The organism is Aeromonas sp. FDAARGOS 1402 (assembly GCF_019046925.1).
Lineage (GTDB): Bacteria > Pseudomonadota > Gammaproteobacteria > Enterobacterales > Aeromonadaceae > Aeromonas > Aeromonas caviae.
Genome location: NZ_CP077202.1, coordinates 111051 through 132947 on the forward strand (window position 1 = coordinate 111051; position 21897 = coordinate 132947).

Here is a 21897-nt window from a genome sequence, read left to right on the forward strand (position 1 = left end):
CCGCAGGGACTCTGCACACCTCCGTTTACGCATGTGCCTGGAGGAGTTGGAAATCGTCGTGTTCGGGAAACATTAAACACAGGATGGCAGCGATCTGAGCCAGCACATGATCAGCTAGCTCACCATCCGGATCGACGGCCCACTGCATCGTCGCGCCAGCGATGACCGAGTGCAGGAGCAACTCAGCTGCCGCAGGAGCACCTGGGGGCAGTCGCTTGCGGATCCCCTCCACCACCGCGCGGTTCCGCTGGATCGCAAGCGTGCGTAGCTCCGGCACCTGGAGCTCGTACCAGGAGATGAGATAGTTCACCGAGAAGTCGTTGCGAGTGTTCATGCTCCGAACGAGCACCTGCAAAAATTCCCAGAGCCCTTGCGGCCCTGCGCCTATCGGTATCGCATTCAGGTAATGCCGCACCTGCTCGACGCCGCGCTCCATCATCCTCACCAGCAGCGTATCGCGGTTGGTGAAGCGCTGGATTAACGCTGCGCGGGAGAGCCCCACCTCCTTTGCTACTCCGCTGAGCGTGAACTCTATGGGACCGCAACGCTTCAGCACTACGGTGGCGGCCTCGAGTACCTCGTCATCGGACTTGAGCTTGGGGCGGGGCATCAGTGTTCACCTTCTGTATGGGTTGGGGCGGAGGCTGTGGCTGCCGCCGCCATTGTAGCAAATTGAAGACGGAGCGAGAGTAGAGCCACGAGCCCCGCAAACACGGCCGATACAACGAGGCCAGGGAGCGGACCAGCAAGGTCGACAAACGCGCCGGCCGCAAGCATAACCATGGGCGAGGCTGACAGCATCACCGCCGAGACCGTGCCGAGTACCCGGCCGAGAAGTTCTGGCGGCGTGCGGTTGTAGATGGCAGCGTTGAGAATGGGAGAGACTGAGCCGGTCAGCAGTCCCACGAGCGCGCCCAACAACATCAGCACCGGCACGCCTGGCAACTGTGAAAGCAGAAGCGAGCCCACCGCAGAGCCACAAAATGCCACCGCCAGCCAGTTCTGCGCTGATATCCGGGCGCCGACCGACGCATGAATGGCAATGCCAAGGAGACCACCAGCCCCCATCATTGAGGAGAACAGCCCGAGCTCTGCTACTTGGCGTCCTGCATCTACAAACAGCGCAGGCATGATGACGCTGCCGTTGGCGCCAACGATGCCCACGAAGATCATCACTATACCAAAGAGAGGGCGCAGCAGGGGTTCGCTCCAGAGAAAAGCGACGCCGGCGCGCATGGAGAGAGTCGCCGTCGTGGTCATCGTCCGAGCGGCACGCGCGGGAAGCACCCACGCGCCGAGCAGACCTGCAAGGACGGAGCAGAACGCCGTCAGCCCGAGCGTTGGCGCAGCGCCAAGCAGGCCGATTGCGGCCCCCCCAAGGGCCGGGCCACCTAGAATCGCGACGTTCCCGATCACCGCTTTCAGTGACGAGACGCGCTCAACGGAGAGCCCGGCGACGTGGCCGAGTTTGGGCAGCTCACTGTCCTGCGCGGCCATACCGGGTGCGTCGAACGCGGCACCGAGCACCACGCAAGCGATCAGCCCAGTGTTCGAGAGGGCGCCAACGGCATCGAGCAGTGGGATGCTCGCCATGGCCACGCCGCCCACCACACCCGAGATCAATGCGACGGGCGCGCGCCCGAACCGATCGACGAGGCCACCACCAACCCACGCGCCGATGATGGTCGCGATGACGCTGCTAGCGGCCGTGGCGCCCGCCCAGGCCGCGCTCTTTGTATGAGACAGGACGAACCATGGAAGCGCGAGGGCCGCCACCGCGTTGCCGATCCGGAAGAGAAAGGTCGCCGCGAACAGCGTCGCGAGCGGGCTATATCGACGTTCGCTCATTCCGCTGCGGCGAGCTGCGCCTTCGCCGCAGCGAGGTACTCTTCGTTACCCGAGTCGAGGGCGAAGAGTGCGTAGGTGACCGCCCCGAACGCAAGGCGCTCCGCGATGTGGTGGGCGAGCCGCGGCCACACCCGGCCACCGGCCGCTTCATACGTGAGGAGGAGCTTCGCGAGCCCCTCTTCACCAAAGACCATAAGGTGCGCGGCCATGTCGATGGCAGGGTCATCAACGCGGGCCTCGCTCCAGTCGATCATCCCGCTGACGCGCTCCGTGTTGTCGATGAGCACATGGCCCACGTAGAGATCGCCATGCACCACCACGGAGAAATCTGGCCACGACGAATCGTCGTCGAGCCAGCGCTGCCACCGGTGGAGGCGCTTGTCGTTCACCACGAACTCGCGTCGGACGCGGTCAACGTCGTCGGCCACCTTCTGACGGGCCTGCGTCGGTGTACGGATGAGCATCCCCGCATCCACGGCGGCGGAAATGGGGACGGCATGCAGGGCGGCGAGCGCGGTCGCGAAGCTCTCCGCGAAGACCTCCGAGTCCTGCGGCACGACCCAGTCGGGCGTGGACGAACCAGGCTGGATGACCATCGCAGTCGAGTCTTCGAGCATGGGATAGGCAACGAGCTCGGCGTTGGCCACGCGCCAGTCCGGCACCGCGAACGGCAGGCGATTCTTGAGCATTGCCAGCACCCGCGCCTCTGGTTCGACCTTCGCGCTTACCTCGGCTCGGCGCGGGATGCGCAGCACCCACCGACGTCCATCGTCGACGGTGGCGATCACGATCCTATAGTCGAGCCCAAGCTCATTGACAGTCAGCGGGCCATGGAGCTTGAGCCCATGTCGGGCTGCAAGTGCGTACAGTTGGGAGGTATCGGCGGTCGTGACTACGGTCATGATTCACTCCTGAGGGCTTGACGGGTTTAGCCACCTAAATGTAACAGTCACGTCGGTTATATTCAATCCGGCACTGTTGCAAAGTTAGCGATGAGGCAGCCTTTTGTCTTATTCAAAGGCCTTACATTTCAAAAACTCTGCTTACCAGGCGCATTTCGCCCAGGGGATCACCATAATAAAATGCTGAGGCCTGGCCTTTGCGTAGTGCACGCATCACCTCAATACCTTTGATGGTGGCGTAAGCCGTCTTCATGGATTTAAATCCCAGCGTGGCGCCGATTATCCGTTTCAGTTTGCCATGATCGCATTCAATCACGTTGTTCCGGTACTTAATCTGTCGGTGTTCAACGTCAGACGGGCACCGGCCTTCGCGTTTGAGCAGAGCAAGCGCGCGACCATAGGCGGGCGCTTTATCCGTGTTGATGAATCGCGGGATCTGCCACTTCTTCACGTTGTTGAGGATTTTACCCAGAAACCGGTATGCAGCTTTGCTGTTACGACGGGAGGAGATATAAAAATCGACAGTGCGGCCCCGGCTGTCGACGGCCCGGTACAGATACGCCCAGCGGCCATTGACCTTCACGTAGGTTTCATCCATGTGCCACGGGCAAAGATCGGAAGGGTTACGCCAGTACCAGCGCAGCCGTTTTTCCATTTCAGGCGCATAACGCTGAACCCAGCGGTAAATCGTGGAGTGATCGACATTCACTCCGCGTTCAGCCAGCATCTCCTGCAGCTCACGGTAACTGATGCCGTATTTGCAGTACCAGCGTACGGCCCACAGAATGATGTCACGCTGAAAATGCCGGCCTTTGAATGGGTTCATGTGCAGCTCCATCAGCAAAAGGGGATGATAAGTTTATCACCACCGACTATTTGCAACAGTGCCCATCGGCGTAGTAGTGGATGTGGTCGATGACAAAGCCGGTGCGGGTCAGCGTGCGCCGGAGGATCGGCAGAAAATCGACCAGGAACGAAGTAGCGCGTGTGACGACGGCCGGTACGCCGACACGCGCCACGGCCTCGGCCCAGCGCGCGGCCGGCGGTTGGAGCAGGCCGTTGTGCACCGAACCGTGGTAGGTGCCGACCGCCAATGTGAGCCAGCGCTCTAGCTCGCGCAGCGTCAGGGCGGCCTTGTTTTCGGAATCGTAGTCGCCGCGCTGGTCAGGGTTGGAGAAGGTCGTTCCCGGCAGTTCGTCGTGAATCATCTGCATCGCCGTGCCGATGATCCGTTCCACGATGCCGCCATAGTGCGGCTGTCCCAGCGGGCGATAGTCCAGCCGGATGCCATGCTGCTCGCAACCCCGGCGCAGGGCCTCGCTCTTGAACTCGGCCGCGTTGTCTAGGTAGAGCAGCAAGGGCTTGCCGCTCATCTGCCAATCCATTTCCACGTTCAGTCCTTCCAGCCAAGGGCGCTTGTCGCAGGCGACATGCACGAGGCACAGGCCAACCGAAACGGCAGACGGCGCTTCCAGCGTGACGACCATGCCGAGCACGCAGCGGGTGAACACGTCGATGGCGAGGGTCAGGTACGGGCGGCCAATAGGTTGCCGGTCGCGGTCATCGACCACGATCAGGTCGATGACCGTATGGTCTATCTGCACCTGCTCCAGCGGCGCGGTCACGGCAGGAGGCTCGCCGCCCACACCTTGTAGGTCACGAGCGGCATCCTGGCCTTCCCGCCGGCGGATGACCTTGCGCGGGTCAAGGCTAGCGATCCGTAAGGCCACGGTATTGCGCGCCGGCACTCGCAGTTTTTGAGCCTTGCACACCTGAGTGACTTCGCGGTGAAAGGCCGCTAGGCTGCGCTTCTGCTTGGTCAGGAACCGCTTTTGCAGTAGCTCGTGGATGACGCGCTCGACCGGTTCCGGCAAGCGCCCCTTACCTTTACCTCCACCGGACTGGCCGGGCACCAGATCCGTCACGAGGCCGCTGCCTTGCCGGGCACGCCGGATCAGAACGTATACCTGGCGCCGAGACAAGCCCAGCGCCTGAGCCGCCATATCGGCCGCTTCGTGCCCGACCGTCTCCGACTGCGCCAACGGACTGATGATCTCCGCACGACGGCGCGCACGCTCCCAAGCCTCATCAGGCAGAGTGGCCACGCCTTGTTCTGGAATCCGTGGGGTGTCCGTCGCCATGCTCACCTCGCTTTGGTGCACACGAGTATTGAGCATAGTCGAGATTGGTGCAGATCACTTCTGATATTGAACTGTCAGGAGCTGGCTGCACAACAGCCATTACGCCCAATCAACTGGTGCAGTCGTCTTCTGAAAATGACATCCATGCCCAGCCCGTGCGCGAGCTGGATCACCGCCCGCACGATAGTTTGGTCACGGGCATCATCCGGGAGCCTGGCGACAAAGGATTGGTCGATTTTCAATGTGGTGATGGGGCAGCATTTCAGATGTTGCAGGCAGGAATAGCCGGTGCCGAAGTCGTCGGCGGCGAAGCGCACGCCGATGGCGCGCAAGGCGTCGAAACTGGCGAACAGGGCTGGATTGCCGAATGCGACCGATTCGGTCAGTTCGATCTCCAGAAGCTCGGCGGGCAGGGCCATATCGGCCAGCACCCGCTTTACCTCGTCGTCGAACGTTGGCCCAACCTGGCTGGCGGACACATTGATGGCAAGACGGAACGGTTGCCATGCCGGTCCTTGCCACTTGTGCATCTGGCGACAGGCCTCGCCCAGCACCCACGCGCCTATTTCCGGCATCAGGCCGAACGACTCGGCCAGCGGCAGGAACTGGCCGGGCGGCAACAGGCCAAGCCTCGGATGCCGCCAGCGCATCAACGCTTCCGCGCCAGCGATCCGGTGATCGCGCAGATCGACCAGCGGCTGGTAATGCAGGTCAAGCTGTCCGCGCGCCGCCGCCTGCGCCAACTCGGCCGCCGTCCATCCGGCGGGCTGCGAACTCGTCATGATCCGCCCCGGAAGGCGCGCAGCAGCCGCGTTACGGCCAGAACGAACAAGCCGGTCAGCGCGAGCGCGGCAACACCCCAATGCTCGCCAAGGAAGGCACCGGCGGTCGTCCCGGCCAGCACGGCGGCGAGAATCGGCAGATGGCAGGGGCAGGTCAACACGGCCAGCGCACCCCACAGGTAGCCGGAAACGGGTTGGCGCGTCTCGGGCGGCAGTTTGTCAGGGGCGTTCACGGCAATGCCTCCTCGTGCGCCCGCTCGGCTGGCATGGAGGCCAGTTGCGCGTCCAGATGGGCCAACGCCGCGCGCCGCCGCTCGACCAACTGGCGCAGCACGGCAAGCTGCGCTGCGGCTTGTGCGCCGTCCGCTGCGTCGAGCGCACGGCACAGCCGCGCCAGGGCATCCAGGCCGATACCCGCCTCGAAGGCCGCGCGCACGAAGCACAGCCGTTGCAAGGCCGCATCGTCGAACACGCCGTAGCCGCCCGTGGTGCAGGCCACCGGCCGTAACAAGCCGCGCACCAGGTAGTCGCGCACGATATGTACGCTCACCCCAGCGTTATGGGCCAGTTGCGATACCGTGTAGGCGCTCATCGCACACCTCCTTGTCCTCACCCGGCGCAGCAGGAAAGCTGCTTCACATCCTTGTTGAAGGTCTGCGCCGCGAGCTTCAACCCTTCGACCATCGTCAGGTAGGGGAACAACTGGTCGGCCAGTTCCTGCACCGTCATCCGGTTGCGAATCGCCAGTGCGGCCGTCTGGATCAGTTCGCCCGCTTCCGGGGCCACTGCCTGCACGCCGATCAGTCGTCCGCTGCCTTCTTCAACCACCAGTTTGATGAAGCCGCGCGTGTCGAAGTTGGCGAGCGCGCGCGGCACGTTGTCCAGCGTTAGCGTGCGACTATCAGTTTTGATGCCGTCATGGTGCGCTTCCGCCTCGCTGTAGCCTACGGTCGCCACTTGCGGGTCGGTGAACACCACGGCCGGCATCGCGGTCAGGTTCAGGGCCGCGTCACCGCCGGTCATGTTGATCGCGGCGCGAGTGCCGGCCGCTGCCGCCACATAGACGAACTGCGGCTGGTCGGTGCAGTCGCCTGCGGCGTAGATGTGTTCCACGCTTGTACGCATGCCGGGGTCGATGACGATAGCGCCTTGCGGGGTGAGCGTGACGCCCGTCGCATCCAGTGCCAGCTTGCGTGTGTTGGGCGCGCGGCCGGTGGCGACCAGCAGCTTGTCGGCGCGCAGTTCGCCGTGCGCCGTGGTGAGCACGAATTCGCCGTCCCCTTCACCATTGATATACGCGACCTGGCTGGCCTGGGTGTGTTCCCTCACCTCGATGCCCTCCATGCGGAATGCGGCCGTGACGGCTTCGCCTATAGCTGGGTCTTCGCGGAAGAACAGCGTGCTGCGAGCCAGGATCGTCACCTTCGCTCCGAGTCGGGCGAACGCCTGCGCCAGCTCCAGCGCCACCACTGATGAGCCAATCACGGCCAGGCGCTTAGGAATCGTCTCGCTGACCAGCGCTTCAGTGGAAGTCCAGTACGGAGTGTCTTTCAGGCCGGGAATCGGCGGCACGGCCGGGCTCGCGCCGGTGGCGATCAGGCAGCGGTCGAATGCCACCACGCGCTCGCCGCCGTCGTTGAGTTGCACGATCAGGTTGCGATTGTCCTTAAAGCGGGCGGAGCCGTGCAGCACAGTGATCGCCGGATTGCCCTCCAAGATGCCTTCGTACTTGGCGTGGCGCAGTTCATCGACGCGGGCCTGCTGCTGGGCCAGCAGCGCCGTGCGCTGGATGGTCGGCGTGGTAGCGGCGATGCCGCCATCGAACGGGCTTTCCCGGCGCAGATGGGCGATATGGGCGGCGCGGATCATGATCTTGGACGGCACACAACCGACATTGACGCAGGTGCCGCCGATGGTGCCGCGCTCGATCAGCGTGACACGTGCGCCTTGCTCGACGGCCTTCAGCGCCGCTGCCATCGCGGCCCCGCCGCTGCCGATGACGGCGATATGCAATGCGCCGCTGCTACCCGTCTTGTCGTTTCTGCCCAGCAGATCGCGCATCTTGTCGAGCAATCCGCCCGGCGTCGAAACTGAGGGGGCATCGGCCAGCGTGGCCCGATAACCGAGTCCAGCTACAGCGGCCGTCAGCGCGTCGGGTGACGTGCCGACCTCAATGGCGAGCTTGGCGCTGCCCTTGGCGTAGGAGACATCCGCTGATTGCACGCCGGGCACTTTCTCCAGGGCGTCCTTGACATGCACTGCGCACGAGTCGCAAGTCATGCCGGTGATTTTGAGAGTGCTCATACCATCGTTCCTTATTCGTGTGGGCCGCCGTGTCGCACGGTCAGCCGTCTTTCACAAGCGCTTGGCGGGGAGTTCGCAGCCGTCCAGTCCGCAACGGCGATGCGCCGGCGACACGAAGTCCCAGATCGACACCCCAATCATCAAGGCCAGGCCGACGTACATCAGGTTCGCCGTCCACCAGTTGCCGAGCAGCCAGACCGTGGCCGCAAACACGATGGCCGGGCCGATCATGCCGAGCAGACTGCGCAGCCATTGCCGATGACTGAACCAACCCAGCGCGTTCGCCAGGAAGGCCAGCGCGGCAAACAGCGGCAGCAGGCGGCTGATGAACAGTCCCTCGTACTGGCTCAAGAAGCCCAGCCCGATGGCCGCGCCGAAGCTGGCGAGGGCTGGAAAGCAGGCGGCGCAGCCCATCGCGGAAACGACGCTGCCGAGCGCGCCGGTTTTATCGGCAATGCGTGTCATCAGTCCCATGAAGCGGCTCTCGCTGTTGTCGTTGGCTTGCTGGCTCACTGCTTGACGCTGGACGGATAGCCGGCGTCTGCGGTGGCCTTGGTCAGCTTCTGTACGCTGGCCTTGGTGTCGTCAAAAGTGACGACGGCCTCGCGCTTCTCGAAGCCCACATCGACCTTGCTCACGCCTTCGACCTTGGAGAGCGCTTTCTTGACTGTGATCGGGCAGGCGGCGCAAGTCATGCCGGGAACCGCTAGCGTGACGGTCTGGGTAGCGGCCCACACCGGGGCAACAGCGGCGGCGAGGGCAAGGGAGGCAAACAGTTTCTTCATGATGAACTCCTGGTTAATAGAAAAATGGAACGACATAGGGAAATCCAAGCGCGACCAGGACCAGCACGGCCACGATCCAGAAAATCAGCTTGTAGGTGGCGCGCACCTGCGGAATCGCGCAGACCTCACCTGGCTTGCATGCCTGCACGGGCCGGTAAATCCGCTTCCAGGCGAAGAACAGCGCCACTAGCGCCGCGCCGATGAACAACGGTCGATAGGGTTCCAGCACCGTCAGGTTGCCGATCCAAGCACCGGAGAAGCCCAGGGCGACCAGTACTAGCGGCCCCAGGCAGCAGGTCGATGCAAGAATGGCGGCCAGCCCGCCGGCGAAGAGCGCACCGCGCCCGTTTTGTGGTTCAGACATACGTTGGCCCTTTTGAATTTGGATTGGATAGCGTAACCTTACTTCCGTACTCATGTACGGAGTCAAGCGATATGGAAAATAATTTGGAAAACCTGACCATTGGCGTTTTTGCCAAGGCGGCCGGGGTCAACGTGGAGACAATCCGCTTCTATCAGCGCAAGGGCCTGTTGCGGGAACCGGACAAGCCTTACGGCAGCATCCGCCGCTATGGGGAGGCGGACGTGGTTCGGGTGAAATTCGTGAAATCGGCACAGCGGCTGGGGTTCAGTCTGGACGAGATTGCCGAGCTGTTGCGGCTCGACGATGGCACCCACTGCGAGGAGGCCAGCAGCCTGGCCGAACACAAGCTCAAGGACGTGCGCGAGAAGATGGCCGACTTGGCGCGCATGGAAACCGTGCTGTCTGAACTCGTGTGCGCCTGCCATGCACGAAAGGGGAATGTTTCCTGCCCGTTGATCGCGTCACTACAGGGCGAAGCAGGCCTGGCAAGGTCAGCTATGCCTTAGCGTGCTTTATTCCGTTTTCTGAGGTGCCCCCTAATAGTGTTCTTCCATTTCGGTAAAAATCCCTACCATGGATTCCCACTCGTCCGGGGGGTAATGACTCCAACTTATTGATAGTGTTTTATGTTCAGATAAGGGGTCTGACGCTCAGTGGAACGAAAACTCACGTTAAGGGATTTTGGTCATGAGATTATCAAAAAGGATCTTCACCTAGATCCTTTTAAATTAAAAATGAAGTTTTAAATCAATCTAAAGTATATATGAGTAAACTTGGTCTGACAGTTACCAATGCTTAATCAGTGAGGCACCTATCTCAGCGATCTGTCTATTTCGTTCATCCATAGTTGCCTGACTCCCCGTCGTGTAGATAACTACGATACGGGAGGGCTTACCATCTGGCCCCAGTGCTGCAATGATACCGCGAGACCCACGCTCACCGGCTCCAGATTTATCAGCAATAAACCAGCCAGCCGGAAGGGCCGAGCGCAGAAGTGGTCCTGCAACTTTATCCGCCTCCATCCAGTCTATTAATTGTTGCCGGGAAGCTAGAGTAAGTAGTTCGCCAGTTAATAGTTTGCGCAACGTTGTTGCCATTGCTGCAGGCATCGTGGTGTCACGCTCGTCGTTTGGTATGGCTTCATTCAGCTCCGGTTCCCAACGATCAAGGCGAGTTACATGATCCCCCATGTTGTGCAAAAAAGCGGTTAGCTCCTTCGGTCCTCCGATCGTTGTCAGAAGTAAGTTGGCAGCAGTGTTATCACTCATGGTTATGGCAGCACTGCATAATTCTCTTACTGTCATGCCATCCGTAAGATGCTTTTCTGTGACTGGTGAGTACTCAACCAAGTCATTCTGAGAATAGTGTATGCGGCGACCGAGTTGCTCTTGCCCGGCGTCAACACGGGATAATACCGCACCACATAGCAGAACTTTAAAAGTGCTCATCATTGGAAAACGTTCTTCGGGGCGAAAACTCTCAAGGATCTTACCGCTGTTGAGATCCAGTTCGATGTAACCCACTCGTGCACCCAACTGATCTTCAGCATCTTTTACTTTCACCAGCGTTTCTGGGTGAGCAAAAACAGGAAGGCAAAATGCCGCAAAAAAGGGAATAAGGGCGACACGAAAATGTTGAATACTCATACTCTTCCTTTTTCAATATTATTGAAGCATTTACCAGGGTTATTGTCTCATGAGCGGATACATATTTGAATGTATTTAGAAAAATAAACAAATAGGGGTTCCGCGCACATTTCCCCGAAAAGTGCCACCTGACGTCTAAGAAACCATTATTATCATGACATTAACCTATAAAAATAGGCGTATCACGAGGCCCTTTCGTCTTCAAGAATTTTATAAACCGTGGAGCGGGCAATACTGAGCTGATGAGCAATTTCCGTTGCACCAGTGCCCTTCTGATGAAGCGTCAGCACGACGTTCCTGTTCACGGTACGCCTGCGGCCAAATTTGATTCCTTTCAGCTTTGCTTCCTGTCGGCCCTCATTCGTGCGTTCTAGGATCCTCCGGCGTTCAGCCTGTGCCACAGCCGACAGGATGGTGACCACCATTTGCCCCATATCACCGTCGGTACTGATCCCGTCATCAATGAACCGGACTGCCACGCCCTGAGCGTCAAATTCCTTTATCAGTTGGATCATATCGGCAGTGTCGCGGCCAAGACGGTCGAGCTTCTTAACCAGAATGACATCACCTTCCTCCACCTTCATCCTCAGCAAATCCAGCCCTTCCCGGTCTGTTGAACTGCCGGATGCCTTATCGGTAAATATACGGTTTGCTTTCACACCTGCGTCTTTGAGTGCTCTGACCTGAAGATCAAGAGACTGCTGACTGGTTGAGACCCGAGCGTAACCAAAAAGTCGCATAAAAATGTACCTTAAATCGAATATCGGACAACTCATGTCTATTATTACAAATTTACGATTTAATAGACATATTAATGTAACAGTTTTACGATGTCCGATAATTTATAACATTTCGTACGGTTGGAAAAATGTTACTAAATGCCCGTCAGGCAGGGAGGCCGATATGCCCGTTGACTTTCTGACCACTGAGCAGACTGAAAGCTATGGCAGATTCACCGGTGAACCGGATGAGCTTCAGCTGGCACGATATTTTCACCTTGATGAAGCAGACAAGGAATTTATCGGAAAAAGCAGAGGTGATCACAACCGTCTGGGCATTGCCCTGCAAATTGGATGTGTCCGTTTTCTGGGCACCTTCCTCACCGATATGAATCATATTCCTTCCGGCGTCCGGCATTTTACCGCCAGACAGCTCGGGATTCGTGATATCACCGTTCTTGCAGAATACGGTCAGAGGGAAAATACCCGCCGTGAGCATGCAGCGCTGATACGTCAGCACTATCAGTATCGTGAATTTGCCTGGCCCTGGACATTTCGCCTTACCCGTCTTTTATATACCCGGAGCTGGATAAGCAACGAACGTCCTGGCCTGCTTTTCGATCTGGCGACAGGGTGGCTTATGCAACATCGTATTATTCTCCCCGGAGCCACTACGCTGACCCGGTTGATTTCAGAGGTAAGGGAAAAGGCGACGTTGCGCCTGTGGAACAAACTGGCACTGATACCGTCAGCCGAACAGCGTTCACAGCTGGAGATGCTGCTGGGGCCAACTGATTGCAGCCGCCTGTCTTTACTGGAATCACTGAAAAAGGGCCCTGTGACCATCAGTGGTCCGGCGTTTAATGAAGCAATTGAACGCTGGAAAACTCTGAACGATTTTGGCCTGCATGCTGAAAACCTGAGTACACTCCCGGCTGTGCGCCTGAAAAATCTCGCACGTTATGCTGGTATGACTTCGGTGTTCAATATTGCCAGGATGTCACCGCAGAAAAGGATGGCGGTTCTGGTTGCCTTTGTCCTTGCATGGGAAACGCTGGCGCTGGATGATGCATTGGACGTTCTGGACGCCATGCTGGCCGTTATCATCCGTGACGCCAGAAAGATTGGGCAGAAAAAACGGCTCCGCTCGCTGAAGGATCTGGATAAATCTGCATTGGCGCTCGCCAGCGCATGTTCGTACCTGCTGAAAGAAGAAACACCGGACGAATCGATTCGTGCTGAGGTGTTCAGCTACATCCCAAGGCAAAAGCTGGCTGAAATCATCACGCTTGTCCGTGAAATTGCCCGGCCCTCAGACGATAATTTTCATGAAGAAATGGTGGAGCAGTACGGGCGCGTTCGTCGTTTCCTGCCCCATCTGCTGAATACCGTTAAATTTTCATCCGCACCTGCCGGGGTTACCACTCTGAATGCCTGTGACTACCTCAGCCGGGAGTTCAGCTCACGGCGGCAGTTTTTTGACGACGCACCAACGGAAATTATCAGTCGGTCATGGAAACGGCTGGTGATTAACAAGGAAAAACATATCACCCGCAGGGGATACACGCTCTGCTTTCTCAGTAAACTGCAGGATAGTCTGAGGCGGAGGGATGTCTACGTTACCGGCAGTAACCGGTGGGGAGATCCTCGTGCAAGATTACTACAGGGTGCTGACTGGCAGGCAAACCGGATTAAGGTTTATCGTTCTTTGGGGCACCCGACAGACCCGCAGGAAGCAATAAAATCTCTGGGTCATCAGCTTGATAGTCGTTACAGACAGGTTGCTGCACGTCTTTGCGAAAATGAGGCTGTCGAACTCGATGTTTCTGGCCCGAAGCCCCGGTTGACAATTTCTCCCCTCGCCAGTCTTGATGAGCCGGACAGTCTGAAACGACTGAGCAAAATGATCAGTGATCTACTCCCTCCGGTGGATTTAACGGAGTTGCTGCTCGAAATTAACGCCCATACCGGATTTGCTGATGAGTTTTTCCATGCTAGTGAAGCCAGTGCCAGAGTTGATGATCTGCCCGTCAGCATCAGCGCCGTGCTGATGGCTGAAGCCTGCAATATCGGTCTGGAACCACTGATCAGATCAAATGTTCCTGCACTGACCCGACACCGGCTGAACTGGACAAAAGCGAACTATCTGCGGGCTGAAACTATCACCAGCGCTAATGCCAGACTGGTTGATTTTCAGGCAACGCTGCCACTGGCACAGATATGGGGTGGAGGAGAAGTGGCATCTGCAGATGGAATGCGCTTTGTTACGCCAGTCAGAACAATCAATGCCGGACCGAACCGCAAATACTTTGGTAATAACAGAGGGATCACCTGGTACAACTTTGTGTCCGATCAGTATTCCGGCTTTCATGGCATCGTTATACCGGGGACGCTGAGGGACTCTATCTTTGTGCTGGAAGGTCTTCTGGAACAGGAGACCGGGCTGAATCCAACCGAAATTATGACCGATACAGCAGGTGCCAGCGAACTTGTCTTTGGCCTTTTCTGGCTGCTGGGATACCAGTTTTCTCCACGCCTGGCTGATGCCGGTGCTTCGGTTTTCTGGCGAATGGACCATGATGCCGACTATGGCGTGCTGAATGATATTGCCAGAGGGCAATCAGATCCCCGAAAAATAGTCCTTCAGTGGGACGAAATGATCCGGACCGCTGGCTCCCTGAAGCTGGGCAAAGTACAGGTTTCAGTGCTGGTCCGTTCATTGCTGAAAAGTGAACGTCCTTCCGGACTGACTCAGGCAATCATTGAAGTGGGGCGCATCAACAAAACGCTGTATCTGCTTAATTATATTGATGATGAAGATTACCGCCGGCGCATTCTGACCCAGCTTAATCGGGGAGAAAGTCGCCATGCCGTTGCCAGAGCCATCTGTCACGGTCAAAAAGGTGAGATAAGAAAACGATATACCGACGGTCAGGAAGATCAACTGGGCACACTGGGGCTGGTCACTAACGCCGTCGTGTTATGGAACACTATTTATATGCAGGCAGCCCTGGATCATCTCCGGGCGCAGGGTGAAACACTGAATGATGAAGATATCGCACGCCTCTCCCCGCTTTGCCACGGACATATCAATATGCTCGGCCATTATTCCTTCACGCTGGCAGAACTGGTGACCAAAGGACATCTGAGACCATTAAAAGAGGCGTCAGAGGCAGAAAACGTTGCTTAACGTGAGTTTTCGTTCCACTGAGCGTCAGACCCCTTATCCGTTTCAGCAGTCATGATATTCCCCTCATTAAATCAGCCCGAGGCGCTCGAGCTCTGCACGGAGGTCAGGGGCAAGGCCGTCAGGCTTAAAAGTCCTCCACCCCCCGCCAGAAATTTCGTGAACTTGCCGCTGAGTCCCTGTTTGAGTTATCCAGATTTGTCCATGTTCCTTAGCGGCATTAATTGCTGCATCACGGGTTCGGTGGCTTTTTATATCACGGTCTTTGCCTGCTCGCAGGCTGTAAAACGGAGCGTTCTTTGTGGCCATTCAGATACCACCTTCTTCAACTACCGGGCGCTTTGTCGGATCTAGCCAAGCCAGAGCTTCATTCTTGCATTCTTCGCGAGACGCGCTGTACCCGGCCTGCACCATGACCCGTCCATACTCAGCTGCCAGGTATTCATAAGCATCGGCCATGTCAGTCAGGGTCTGGGCTGCGTCGACATTTCCGGAATGGTACAGACCCTTTGCTTGCATTCGTACTTTGGGAATTCCTTTGATGCTCATGATGTTCTCTCTTTGGTCGGATAGATAATATTTCGATTAGTTGAATGTACCATATTGCTGAATGACGCAACTCCTGGTGCGCTCCCGGCTTGGTTAATCTAGGAATGACAGGTCGCAATCACGAATGAGGATCTGCTGTCGTGATCATGTCGGGGGGGGGGAGTAAGGATAGTTGGGGGGGGGCCACTAATGGGTGGCCATCCTAAAGTCTCGGTGGCGCGAGCCCCTACGATGGGGGCTTTGCGCTGCGCTGGGACACGCCAGAGCACGCAGCTCCGATGTCAACAATTAATAGCGAGCGGCGAATTCCTGGCCCTTTCTATGTCGGTAAATTTCCCGGGCCCGCTTATTGATTTCTCCGTTGTGTGACAAGCTCGCCAAGATCCCAACCGCAGCTATTAGCCACGGAATTGACCAGAGAGAAAAGTATCCAACGAAATCTTCATGTTGCCAAACATCATCCAAGCCACAGGCAAGACGAACTATGGCCGCAGCCATACAGATAGAGATGGTAATGACCCACCCGGGAATCACATCTACATGCGCTTTCGCGATGTCTTTACTCGTTGGTCCATGTCTCATGATCTCCGACCTCTTCTAGGCTGATTTCGATGGGATGAACCTACCATGATGCTGGACAACGCAACCCCAAGAGGTCTAGCAAGAAGGGGGGGCTGGTGGACCATCCCTGGCTCTCTCAGTTGATGGATCACCGGCAGTTATGTGAGAAACTCGATGAGTTGTGGGCCGCTGATGATAGTGACAGGGGATCCCTTGACCGCGTGCCAAGCTGATTTCGGCGTTCGTCCAGTGTGAATGAACAGGCCTTTACATTCCTGCTGCCGGCATTGCTCAGCAAATGCTCTCACATGGTCTGTGCTGATGAATTTTTGGTAGCGTTTTGCCTGGATTAGTACCAGTTCACCGCTTATGACCGCCTTTCCATCAACCCCCCCATCTCGGGAATAGCTTTTGTTTCGGATGATCATCATTCCCTTCAGTTCCAATGCGCTCAGAATGAGCTCCTCAAATGTGTATGGGTCGATCTTGCGGAGGTAGGCTATCTGGGCCTGCCACGTCGATAATCCCCGAATTTTTGCCAGTACAGAACCCGATTGCTCTATCCGTACCTCATGTCTTCCTTTTTTACCCCTTGGCCTGCGGGTTGGGTTTACAAATGCGAGCATGACGAGCAGTACAAGTAGAACCAGAATCGGCCAGGCCTGCAGGTGTAGAAGAAGAGAGGAAAGCGGCTCAGTGAATGAGGGTAGGGAAGGAAGAACAATCATGGTAACACCATTGGTGGGTGGTTGACGAAAGGCAGGCCCCCCCCTATCAAGCACCGTATGTGAGAAGAAGGCGGGGCATTTTGCCCCGCAGTGAGTTTCGGATCGCGCTATTCGCCGGCGTCCAGGATTTGGTAGGTACCGATGGCGGCCAACTCTTGCTCTAGTTGCTCTAGCCGCAGAAGGGCATCCGAGTCGTTCCCTGCATGCTGATGATCAAGGCACGTAGATATTCGGTCCCAGACAAACAACAACTCTTTCATGCTGAGGGATGATTCGTGGCTATCAGCAAGCAACTCCAATGCTTGCGATGTCTCCAGACTGCTCACCCTGGATAGGATGGCTACGACCTGGGATCTGGTCATGGGTACCTCCATTACAGATGCTTTTTGAAGAACCTTACAGCCAACCAGAGGGATACAGAGGACAGCACTGCACTCGGTACCAATATCCAGTTGGGGTGGATTGTGAATGGAATGGCCAAGTACAGCCCCCACCCACACCACATGCACGGTAAAATCATACGCTTGGCGTAGTGGTGCCTTAACCCAGACTCCCGGGCACCTCCGTATTTGCGTAGATCCCTGAGCATCAACCCATCAAAGAAGGCCACAAACATGAATAGCCCATACAGTGGCAACGTAAACAGCAAGATCACCGCACGGATTAGGCAGACGATTGTGATGTAGATGGCCGCGAGCAGGTACTGTTCGAAAACAGCAATCGAAGCAGACCAAGAGGTGAGCCATCGGTACCTCGCGGGGTCTAAAACATCGGGGCCCATAGGGGAACCGGTTACGGCCTGTGTGATGTAATGGATAGCCTCAGTCGGTGTCCAACCAAACAGCGCTGCATTAACGAAGTCTTCATTCAGATATCCCGCCTCATCGATCACCATTTTGAGGGCGTGCTGGGCTCCTTGCTCAGGCCAGAACCATATCATGCCGCACCATTCAATAATGACGCCGGTGACGGTGGCCCCTACCACCATTCCGATGGAGATGATGACAAACGAGAGGATATCGATCCGTTCATTCGGTGTGGCCATCAGGCAACCCTCGCAGCCAGTTCATCGGGGAGGCCAGCTGCAGTCTGACCAAACGGGTTATTGGCCGCGGTTGGCCTGTCTATGCTCTTCCAGGATCTCAAGTTGTTATACCAGCTATCCGAGGTCTGATAGTTCGATTCCATCAATGCACAGATCTCTTCCACGTCTTTCGGGATCGGTATGTTGTCTTTCTTGTCATCCATCAGCGGGAAACGCAGCTTGTAGAGCTTGGCGCCATCGAGTAGAGCGAAGGCCTGCCCCTTGGGCAGGCGAATAATGTCGGAGGGTTGTAGTAGTGGAACCTGGCGTGTAGCGATGGTGTCCGAGTTGTTCGACTCGAAGTGAATGGTACTGGTCACGTCGGAGTTATCACGTGCAGAGCTCAATGCGCCCAACTCGCTGATCGTGACCTCTGGCAACTGGTTGGTGAGAAGCTCAGCTGTTTCTATTGTCTTGACACGCAGCATGATGATCGCATTGAAGTTTGACAGCATTTGCTGGGCTTTGGCAGCATCGCCTAGTTTGGCCTCTAGGTCGAACACTGACTGGGTGTAGGCTGTAAACCTCACGCCAGAGCCACCGGACTTGTTGAGAATCGGGATAGCGAAGTCTGTCGCCAATTCATTGAATTCATCGCAGTGGAGGTAAACCTTCGGCAACACGCCATTTTTTGCGTCCACAAGCCCCTTCTCCATCCCGTATTTATACAGATAGCCACAGGTAGAGAGCAGGTCGGACAGCATGGAACCGCCAATGGCTTCAGCTACGGTCTTATCTGTCATGGCATCCAAACCGATATAGACCACTGCCTTTTGCCGCATGATGGTCATCCAGTCGATGATGGGTCGAGAGTCTTTAGCGTCGTATGTTGGGGCCACCAGCTCAACCAGCCGGCCAGATGTGACCTTCTCTACGAACGGCAGCAAGGATGCAGTCAGCTTGTCAAAGTAGGTCTTGTCGTACTGAATTGCGGATAGCAGGGCCAGCAGCACAGGATCAAAGATACGTTTCCCCTTTATGTAGGCTTCCAGGGCTGCTGTTCGCTTGGTCCGGCTTTGCATGTGCCGGGGTGGAGCCTTCATGTTCAACTCAATAGTGCTCACATCCTCACGCCAGCGAGCAATCCGGTGCTTCTCGAAGTAATACTCGCTGTAGTCGTTGAATAGCGGCTCCATGTCAGCAATATCGCCTTGGATCTGCACATAACTCGGCCGACTACCCATTGCAACCCTGGCTTGTGCAACGATGTTTACGAATCGCCAAGAGAACTCCGCAAATGCAGCACTGTTTCCCTCACTGGCTAGTTGGCTGGTGGCTCGGGTGGCCACTTCTGAAATCCTGGCGAATGAGCCCACGGCGTTATAGCGGCAGCTGATGTCGGGGAACCCTAAGTGGAAGATGTAGAACGGGCGGTTATGCCTCTTGGCTTCCGTATAGAGGCGCTTAAGGATGCCTGCGTCAGATTTGGGGTCCATGAAGACCGTGCAGCCGTCGCCGCGGGCAATATCTGATGCGACATATATCTCGGCGGCTCGGGTTTTCCCTACACGCGTTGTACCAATCACGATTTTGTGAGCAACCCGTTCTCCAAGGTCTTCGTAGACATCCCTTTCATGAGGCTCAACTGCATGCATGATCGGCGATCCCCCAACGGGGGGGAGGGGGCGGACAGGGTTCCATGGACTGTCTTTGCGAAGCGCTTTGGCGATCGACTCTGCCAACAGCCCTTTCCCCTCCAAGGTAATTTCTGCCCGGCGGGCCAGCTTACTTAGATTGCTGGGCTCCAGGTACTTCATCGCCTTGATGGATTGCGCCTCAATCATCCGTTGTGTGTGAATGGGCTTCCACTCAAAACCGCGGCCGATCCAGTTGAGACGTTGCGAACATGGAACGTCCTGGGGCTTCATCTCGTAGTAACTGAGGCGCGTAAGGTTGCGATGATACTTGCTGACGGTCCATCCGTCGTGAAACCTGCTGAGGGCCCCGGCCGCCAATATGCTGCCACAGGCATAGCTGACCGATGGCGTCATCATGAGAGTGTGAGGCGCCCACATGCACAGTGCTGCTCCCCCGGACATGATCGCAGAGCTATAGAGCTCAACAGGCGGGCGTAGCAGGGATTCGATTTCAAATTTGGCAGTCATGGATGCATTCCATATATGAGATATCGGGGGAGGGGATCCCGCCGGTGAGCAAGGGGCTCCGGCATGGTGGCGGCAGATGGGGGGTTGCCATCTCGGACTAGCTACTGAAAAAAACCAGACTTGGTGATCATAAGCGGGTAGCCTGGGGCGCCTAGCTGATCGGCCAGTGCATCAGCATTCATTGGCCAGAGTTGCATGGGAGCCACCAGCTTTTGCATGTACTCCCACTCTGTTTGGTTCCTTACCTTCGTCAACACACCTGACGAACCATACTGCTCCAACACCTTTCGGTTTGCCTGGAACCAGCGAATGCTGTACTCGTCGGTGCCGATGACGAACAGTGGTTGGGGGAGGTCCGGCAACTCTTTGATCATCTGGGTACCGGGAAGAACTACCGGCTTTATGAGTTTTGGTTCAATAGGGAAGATCCTTGGCAGTGCTGCAGATGAGGGTTTGAAATTCTCCATGGCAGTTTTGAGGTTAGACTTGATTTGATCCAGAGAGTCCGGTTTCTTCAAGTCGGAGTAAAACTGATCATCAACCCAATTCTTGATAGGGAAGGCACTCTCATTCTGGTAGATCACAACCCCTGGAGATGGCACCTCTGCATGTGCACTGCCAGCGATCATCGCCAGCATGATCCCCACAACGGTTATTGCATGGTTTGCTTTACATATTGCCATTGTTTATACACCGAATTGCGATAGGCTGCGGCTTTCGCCGCATCCTTTGGATTGTGATACTGGCCGGTTGCCTGCCACCAGTTTCGGGATTTTTGGTAATGCTCTGATAGGTACTCAGCAGCCGCGTTGAGGTTCGTCCATGGATCCGTGGCCGCCCAAAGGTCACCGCCAAACCTTCCAGAGTGCCAACGCCAATTCACCTGGGCAATGCCGATGTCTACGGATCGGTGTCCCTGGTCAATTAGCTGTTTGCAAAACTGATACAGCGCAACGCGAGTTTTGAACCTATACCCTTTCCCCTTGAAGTTTGCCGTCCATGGCCAAGGCACGATCCGCCCCTTGTTTGTCGACAACTTGCTTTCGGCCAATGAGATTGAATACAGAAGATCCGCCGGCACACGCTTAATCATGGCTACTTCATAGTAGGCTGGTGGAATTGGAGCTACTTGGGGCTTTGTTCCCTTTACCAGTTTCGTTGCATGGCGGCCTTGAACATCGGTTGAGGCGCTACCCTGTGAGGGGCTGGCAAAGGTGAGTATGGCCAGCATGACTGTTGCACTGATCGTCCTAGTCCTCATGGCTTCAACTCAACCGTGTTGTTGAGTTGGACCCTATATGCCACCGGCAACCCTGGGGCGGGTTTAAGGCGAGCGTAGTATCCACTGTCATAGTTTACGGTCGCTTTACCATCAGCCAGCATCTGAGTTGAGATCCCGACAGCACGAGAGAAGGACAACAGATTTTCATCGGATCTGGCGTTGATGACGAAAAGATCAAGGCGGTTGAGCTTGCTCGAACGGGTGGCAAGATTCTTGATGAATCCGGTGCACCTGACATCGCAGTTTTCTGCGTCAGCATAGGCAACTGTTCTCGTGTCTTTGATCGGTACCGCTACACTGTTGTTGCTTAAGCCCGCGGCCTTGGCGCTGTCCACCCCAGATTCAGCATTACGTTTGGCCCAAGCTCTTCTCTCCAAATCAGACATCCAAACCGGGTGGTTCGGGATCAGCGTCTTAATGTATTGATTAACTGCTTCATCAAACTGAACCTCCCTTGCCAGGCGGGCGCGTTCCATTTCGACTGAAAGCTTGGCATATCGGGTGCGATCATAATCAGTCTTGGCGTTGATCCCCATGACCATGGGTGGAGTCAGTTCTGGCTTATTGGCGTAATAGGCAGCATTCGGTCCGGTGGACATCAACTCCTTGTACTCCATCCATTCTGATTGTTTCATCCCCCAAGCCTTTGATTGCCGCAGATCCTCATTCGTCCACTGCAGATACGACGGCACTTCGTTAACTGCAGGCACGGAATCCCGCTGTGTTGTAGATTGGCCAATGGTTGTGAGATTGGAATTTGCTCCTGACCTCAGTTCTACGGCTTGTGCTGAGATGCTGAGTGTTCCTGCAAAAGTGGCGGATAAGATTGCATGCTTAAATTTCATCGTAAGTACCTCAGTGGTAGAAGGCAGCGCGAGCCATCCCGGCCATAAATGAAGATTGCTCCGCC

Annotated in this window: 22 protein-coding genes and 1 pseudogene; 2 read left to right on the forward strand and 21 right to left on the reverse strand. The window is 56.6% G+C overall.

From position 1 onward, the window contains the following. Window positions 1-25 precede the first annotated feature (25 nt). The 12 genes and pseudogenes from mphR(A) to I6L32_RS22045 form a co-directional block, all read right to left on the reverse strand. Entirely contained in the window at window positions 26-610 is a 585-nt protein-coding gene (gene mphR(A) / locus I6L32_RS21990) for a macrolide-binding transcriptional repressor MphR(A) (RefSeq protein ID WP_001137892.1), read from the reverse strand. Beyond that, on the reverse strand, window positions 610-1848 hold the full coding sequence (gene mrx(A) / locus I6L32_RS21995) for a macrolide resistance MFS transporter Mrx(A) (protein WP_000004159.1): 1239 nt from the start codon (window positions 1846-1848) through the stop codon (window positions 610-612). The genes mphR(A) and mrx(A) overlap by 1 nt, the downstream gene beginning before the upstream one ends. Continuing rightward, window positions 1845-2750 carry an Mph(A) family macrolide 2'-phosphotransferase gene (locus I6L32_RS22000; RefSeq protein ID WP_000219391.1) on the reverse strand — a complete coding sequence of 302 codons (906 nt, stop codon included), beginning with the start codon at window positions 2748-2750 and terminating at the stop codon, window positions 1845-1847. The genes mrx(A) and I6L32_RS22000 overlap by 4 nt, the downstream gene beginning before the upstream one ends. Window positions 2751-2871: 121 nt before the next feature. Next, window positions 2872-3576, reverse strand: a complete 705-nt coding sequence (locus I6L32_RS22005; RefSeq protein ID WP_001067834.1) for an IS6-like element IS26 family transposase — start codon at window positions 3574-3576, stop codon at window positions 2872-2874. Window positions 3577-3640: 64 nt separating this feature from the next. Continuing rightward, window positions 3641-4891: pseudogene (locus tag I6L32_RS22010) on the reverse strand (transposase); the annotation flags it as partial. 74 nt (window positions 4892-4965) lie between these two features. After that, window positions 4966-5634, reverse strand: a complete 669-nt coding sequence (locus I6L32_RS22015) for an EAL domain-containing protein (RefSeq protein WP_001300294.1) — start codon at window positions 5632-5634, stop codon at window positions 4966-4968. 35 nt (window positions 5635-5669) lie between these two features. Then, entirely contained in the window at window positions 5670-5906 is a 237-nt protein-coding gene (gene merE / locus I6L32_RS22020; protein WP_000993386.1) for a broad-spectrum mercury transporter MerE, read from the reverse strand. Beyond that, window positions 5903-6265 (reverse strand): mercury resistance co-regulator MerD, encoded by a 363-nt coding sequence (gene merD / locus I6L32_RS22025; protein ID WP_001277456.1) that lies wholly within the window; start codon window positions 6263-6265, stop codon window positions 5903-5905. The genes merE and merD overlap by 4 nt, the downstream gene beginning before the upstream one ends. Window positions 6266-6282: 17 nt before the next feature. Next, window positions 6283-7977: a mercury(II) reductase gene (gene merA, locus I6L32_RS22030; RefSeq protein ID WP_000105636.1), complete on the reverse strand. Its 1695-nt coding sequence runs from the start codon at window positions 7975-7977 to the stop codon at window positions 6283-6285. Window positions 7978-8028: 51 nt separating this feature from the next. Further along, on the reverse strand, window positions 8029-8451 hold the full coding sequence (merC, locus tag I6L32_RS22035) for an organomercurial transporter MerC (protein ID WP_001447540.1): 423 nt from the start codon (window positions 8449-8451) through the stop codon (window positions 8029-8031). Window positions 8452-8486: 35 nt separating this feature from the next. Then, window positions 8487-8762, reverse strand: coding sequence for a mercury resistance system periplasmic binding protein MerP (gene merP / locus I6L32_RS22040; protein ID WP_000732292.1), 276 nt, complete (start codon window positions 8760-8762; stop codon window positions 8487-8489). A gap of 13 nt (window positions 8763-8775) precedes the next feature. Further along, entirely contained in the window at window positions 8776-9126 is a 351-nt protein-coding gene (locus tag I6L32_RS22045; protein ID WP_001294663.1) for a mercuric transport protein MerT, read from the reverse strand. Between the two features lie 71 nt (window positions 9127-9197). On the opposite strand from I6L32_RS22045, the gene merR reads away from it, so the two are divergent. Next, window positions 9198-9632, forward strand: a complete 435-nt coding sequence (gene merR, locus I6L32_RS22050) for an Hg(II)-responsive transcriptional regulator (RefSeq protein ID WP_000429836.1) — start codon at window positions 9198-9200, stop codon at window positions 9630-9632. 279 nt (window positions 9633-9911) lie between these two features. Here merR and I6L32_RS22055 read toward each other — a convergent pair whose 3' ends face one another. Both I6L32_RS22055 and I6L32_RS22060 read right to left on the reverse strand, forming a co-directional pair. After that, window positions 9912-10772 carry a broad-spectrum class A beta-lactamase TEM-1 gene (locus tag I6L32_RS22055; RefSeq protein ID WP_000027057.1) on the reverse strand — a complete coding sequence of 287 codons (861 nt, stop codon included), beginning with the start codon at window positions 10770-10772 and terminating at the stop codon, window positions 9912-9914. Window positions 10773-10954: 182 nt separating this feature from the next. Then, complete coding sequence (locus I6L32_RS22060) at window positions 10955-11512, reverse strand: recombinase family protein (protein WP_033147151.1); 558 nt, start codon at window positions 11510-11512, stop codon at window positions 10955-10957. A 163-nt stretch (window positions 11513-11675) separates the two neighbouring features. Here I6L32_RS22060 and I6L32_RS22065 point away from each other — a divergent pair, with 163 nt between their 5' ends. Beyond that, on the forward strand, window positions 11676-14681 hold the full coding sequence (locus I6L32_RS22065) for a Tn3-like element Tn3 family transposase (RefSeq protein ID WP_001143760.1): 3006 nt from the start codon (window positions 11676-11678) through the stop codon (window positions 14679-14681). 306 nt (window positions 14682-14987) lie between these two features. Here I6L32_RS22065 and I6L32_RS22070 read toward each other — a convergent pair whose 3' ends face one another. From I6L32_RS22070 to I6L32_RS22100, 7 genes are all read right to left on the reverse strand, one after another. Continuing rightward, window positions 14988-15227: a hypothetical protein gene (locus I6L32_RS22070; RefSeq protein WP_160838349.1), complete on the reverse strand. Its 240-nt coding sequence runs from the start codon at window positions 15225-15227 to the stop codon at window positions 14988-14990. Window positions 15228-15946: 719 nt separating this feature from the next. Further along, entirely contained in the window at window positions 15947-16516 is a 570-nt protein-coding gene (locus tag I6L32_RS22075; protein ID WP_210538265.1) for a restriction endonuclease, read from the reverse strand. Window positions 16517-16889: 373 nt separating this feature from the next. Beyond that, the gene (locus tag I6L32_RS22080) at window positions 16890-17561 is read right to left on the reverse strand and encodes a DUF4400 domain-containing protein (RefSeq protein WP_210538264.1); all 672 of its coding nucleotides are present in this window, start codon (window positions 17559-17561) and stop codon (window positions 16890-16892) included. Continuing rightward, window positions 17561-19705: a type IV conjugative transfer system coupling protein TraD gene (gene traD / locus I6L32_RS22085; RefSeq protein WP_210538263.1), complete on the reverse strand. Its 2145-nt coding sequence runs from the start codon at window positions 19703-19705 to the stop codon at window positions 17561-17563. The genes I6L32_RS22080 and traD overlap by 1 nt, the downstream gene beginning before the upstream one ends. A gap of 101 nt (window positions 19706-19806) precedes the next feature. Further along, window positions 19807-20343 (reverse strand): PFL_4695 family integrating conjugative element protein, encoded by a 537-nt coding sequence (locus I6L32_RS22090; protein WP_210538262.1) that lies wholly within the window; start codon window positions 20341-20343, stop codon window positions 19807-19809. Between the two features lie 14 nt (window positions 20344-20357). Then, window positions 20358-20936, reverse strand: coding sequence for a transglycosylase SLT domain-containing protein (locus tag I6L32_RS22095; protein WP_210538261.1), 579 nt, complete (start codon window positions 20934-20936; stop codon window positions 20358-20360). A 26-nt stretch (window positions 20937-20962) separates the two neighbouring features. Further along, complete coding sequence (locus I6L32_RS22100) at window positions 20963-21832, reverse strand: hypothetical protein (protein WP_210538260.1); 870 nt, start codon at window positions 21830-21832, stop codon at window positions 20963-20965. Window positions 21833-21897 lie beyond the last annotated feature (65 nt).

What these genes read in the sequence shown, in the direction of transcription:
- I6L32_RS22000 (WP_000219391.1), bottom strand. Translation starts at nt 2,750, where the DNA reads ATGACCGTAGTCACGACCGCCGATACCTCCCAACTGTACGCACTTGCA.
- I6L32_RS22005 (WP_001067834.1), bottom strand. Translation starts at nt 3,576, where the DNA reads ATGAACCCATTCAAAGGCCGGCATTTTCAGCGTGACATCATTCTGTGG.
- merD (WP_001277456.1), bottom strand. Translation starts at nt 6,265, where the DNA reads ATGAGCGCCTACACGGTATCGCAACTGGCCCATAACGCTGGGGTGAGC.
- merA (WP_000105636.1), bottom strand. Translation starts at nt 7,977, where the DNA reads ATGAGCACTCTCAAAATCACCGGCATGACTTGCGACTCGTGCGCAGTG.
- merC (WP_001447540.1), bottom strand. Translation starts at nt 8,451, where the DNA reads ATGGGACTGATGACACGCATTGCCGATAAAACCGGCGCGCTCGGCAGC.
- merP (WP_000732292.1), bottom strand. Translation starts at nt 8,762, where the DNA reads ATGAAGAAACTGTTTGCCTCCCTTGCCCTCGCCGCCGCTGTTGCCCCG.
- I6L32_RS22045 (WP_001294663.1), bottom strand. Translation starts at nt 9,126, where the DNA reads ATGTCTGAACCACAAAACGGGCGCGGTGCGCTCTTCGCCGGCGGGCTG.
- merR (WP_000429836.1), top strand. Translation starts at nt 9,198, where the DNA reads ATGGAAAATAATTTGGAAAACCTGACCATTGGCGTTTTTGCCAAGGCG.
- I6L32_RS22055 (WP_000027057.1), bottom strand. Translation starts at nt 10,772, where the DNA reads ATGAGTATTCAACATTTTCGTGTCGCCCTTATTCCCTTTTTTGCGGCA.
- I6L32_RS22060 (WP_033147151.1), bottom strand. Translation starts at nt 11,512, where the DNA reads ATGCGACTTTTTGGTTACGCTCGGGTCTCAACCAGTCAGCAGTCTCTT.
- I6L32_RS22065 (WP_001143760.1), top strand. Translation starts at nt 11,676, where the DNA reads ATGCCCGTTGACTTTCTGACCACTGAGCAGACTGAAAGCTATGGCAGA.
- I6L32_RS22070 (WP_160838349.1), bottom strand. Translation starts at nt 15,227, where the DNA reads ATGAGCATCAAAGGAATTCCCAAAGTACGAATGCAAGCAAAGGGTCTG.
- I6L32_RS22075 (WP_210538265.1), bottom strand. Translation starts at nt 16,516, where the DNA reads ATGATTGTTCTTCCTTCCCTACCCTCATTCACTGAGCCGCTTTCCTCT.
- I6L32_RS22080 (WP_210538264.1), bottom strand. Translation starts at nt 17,561, where the DNA reads ATGGCCACACCGAATGAACGGATCGATATCCTCTCGTTTGTCATCATC.
- traD (WP_210538263.1), bottom strand. Translation starts at nt 19,705, where the DNA reads ATGACTGCCAAATTTGAAATCGAATCCCTGCTACGCCCGCCTGTTGAG.
- I6L32_RS22090 (WP_210538262.1), bottom strand. Translation starts at nt 20,343, where the DNA reads ATGCTGGCGATGATCGCTGGCAGTGCACATGCAGAGGTGCCATCTCCA.
- I6L32_RS22095 (WP_210538261.1), bottom strand. Translation starts at nt 20,936, where the DNA reads ATGCTGGCCATACTCACCTTTGCCAGCCCCTCACAGGGTAGCGCCTCA.
- I6L32_RS22100 (WP_210538260.1), bottom strand. Translation starts at nt 21,832, where the DNA reads ATGAAATTTAAGCATGCAATCTTATCCGCCACTTTTGCAGGAACACTC.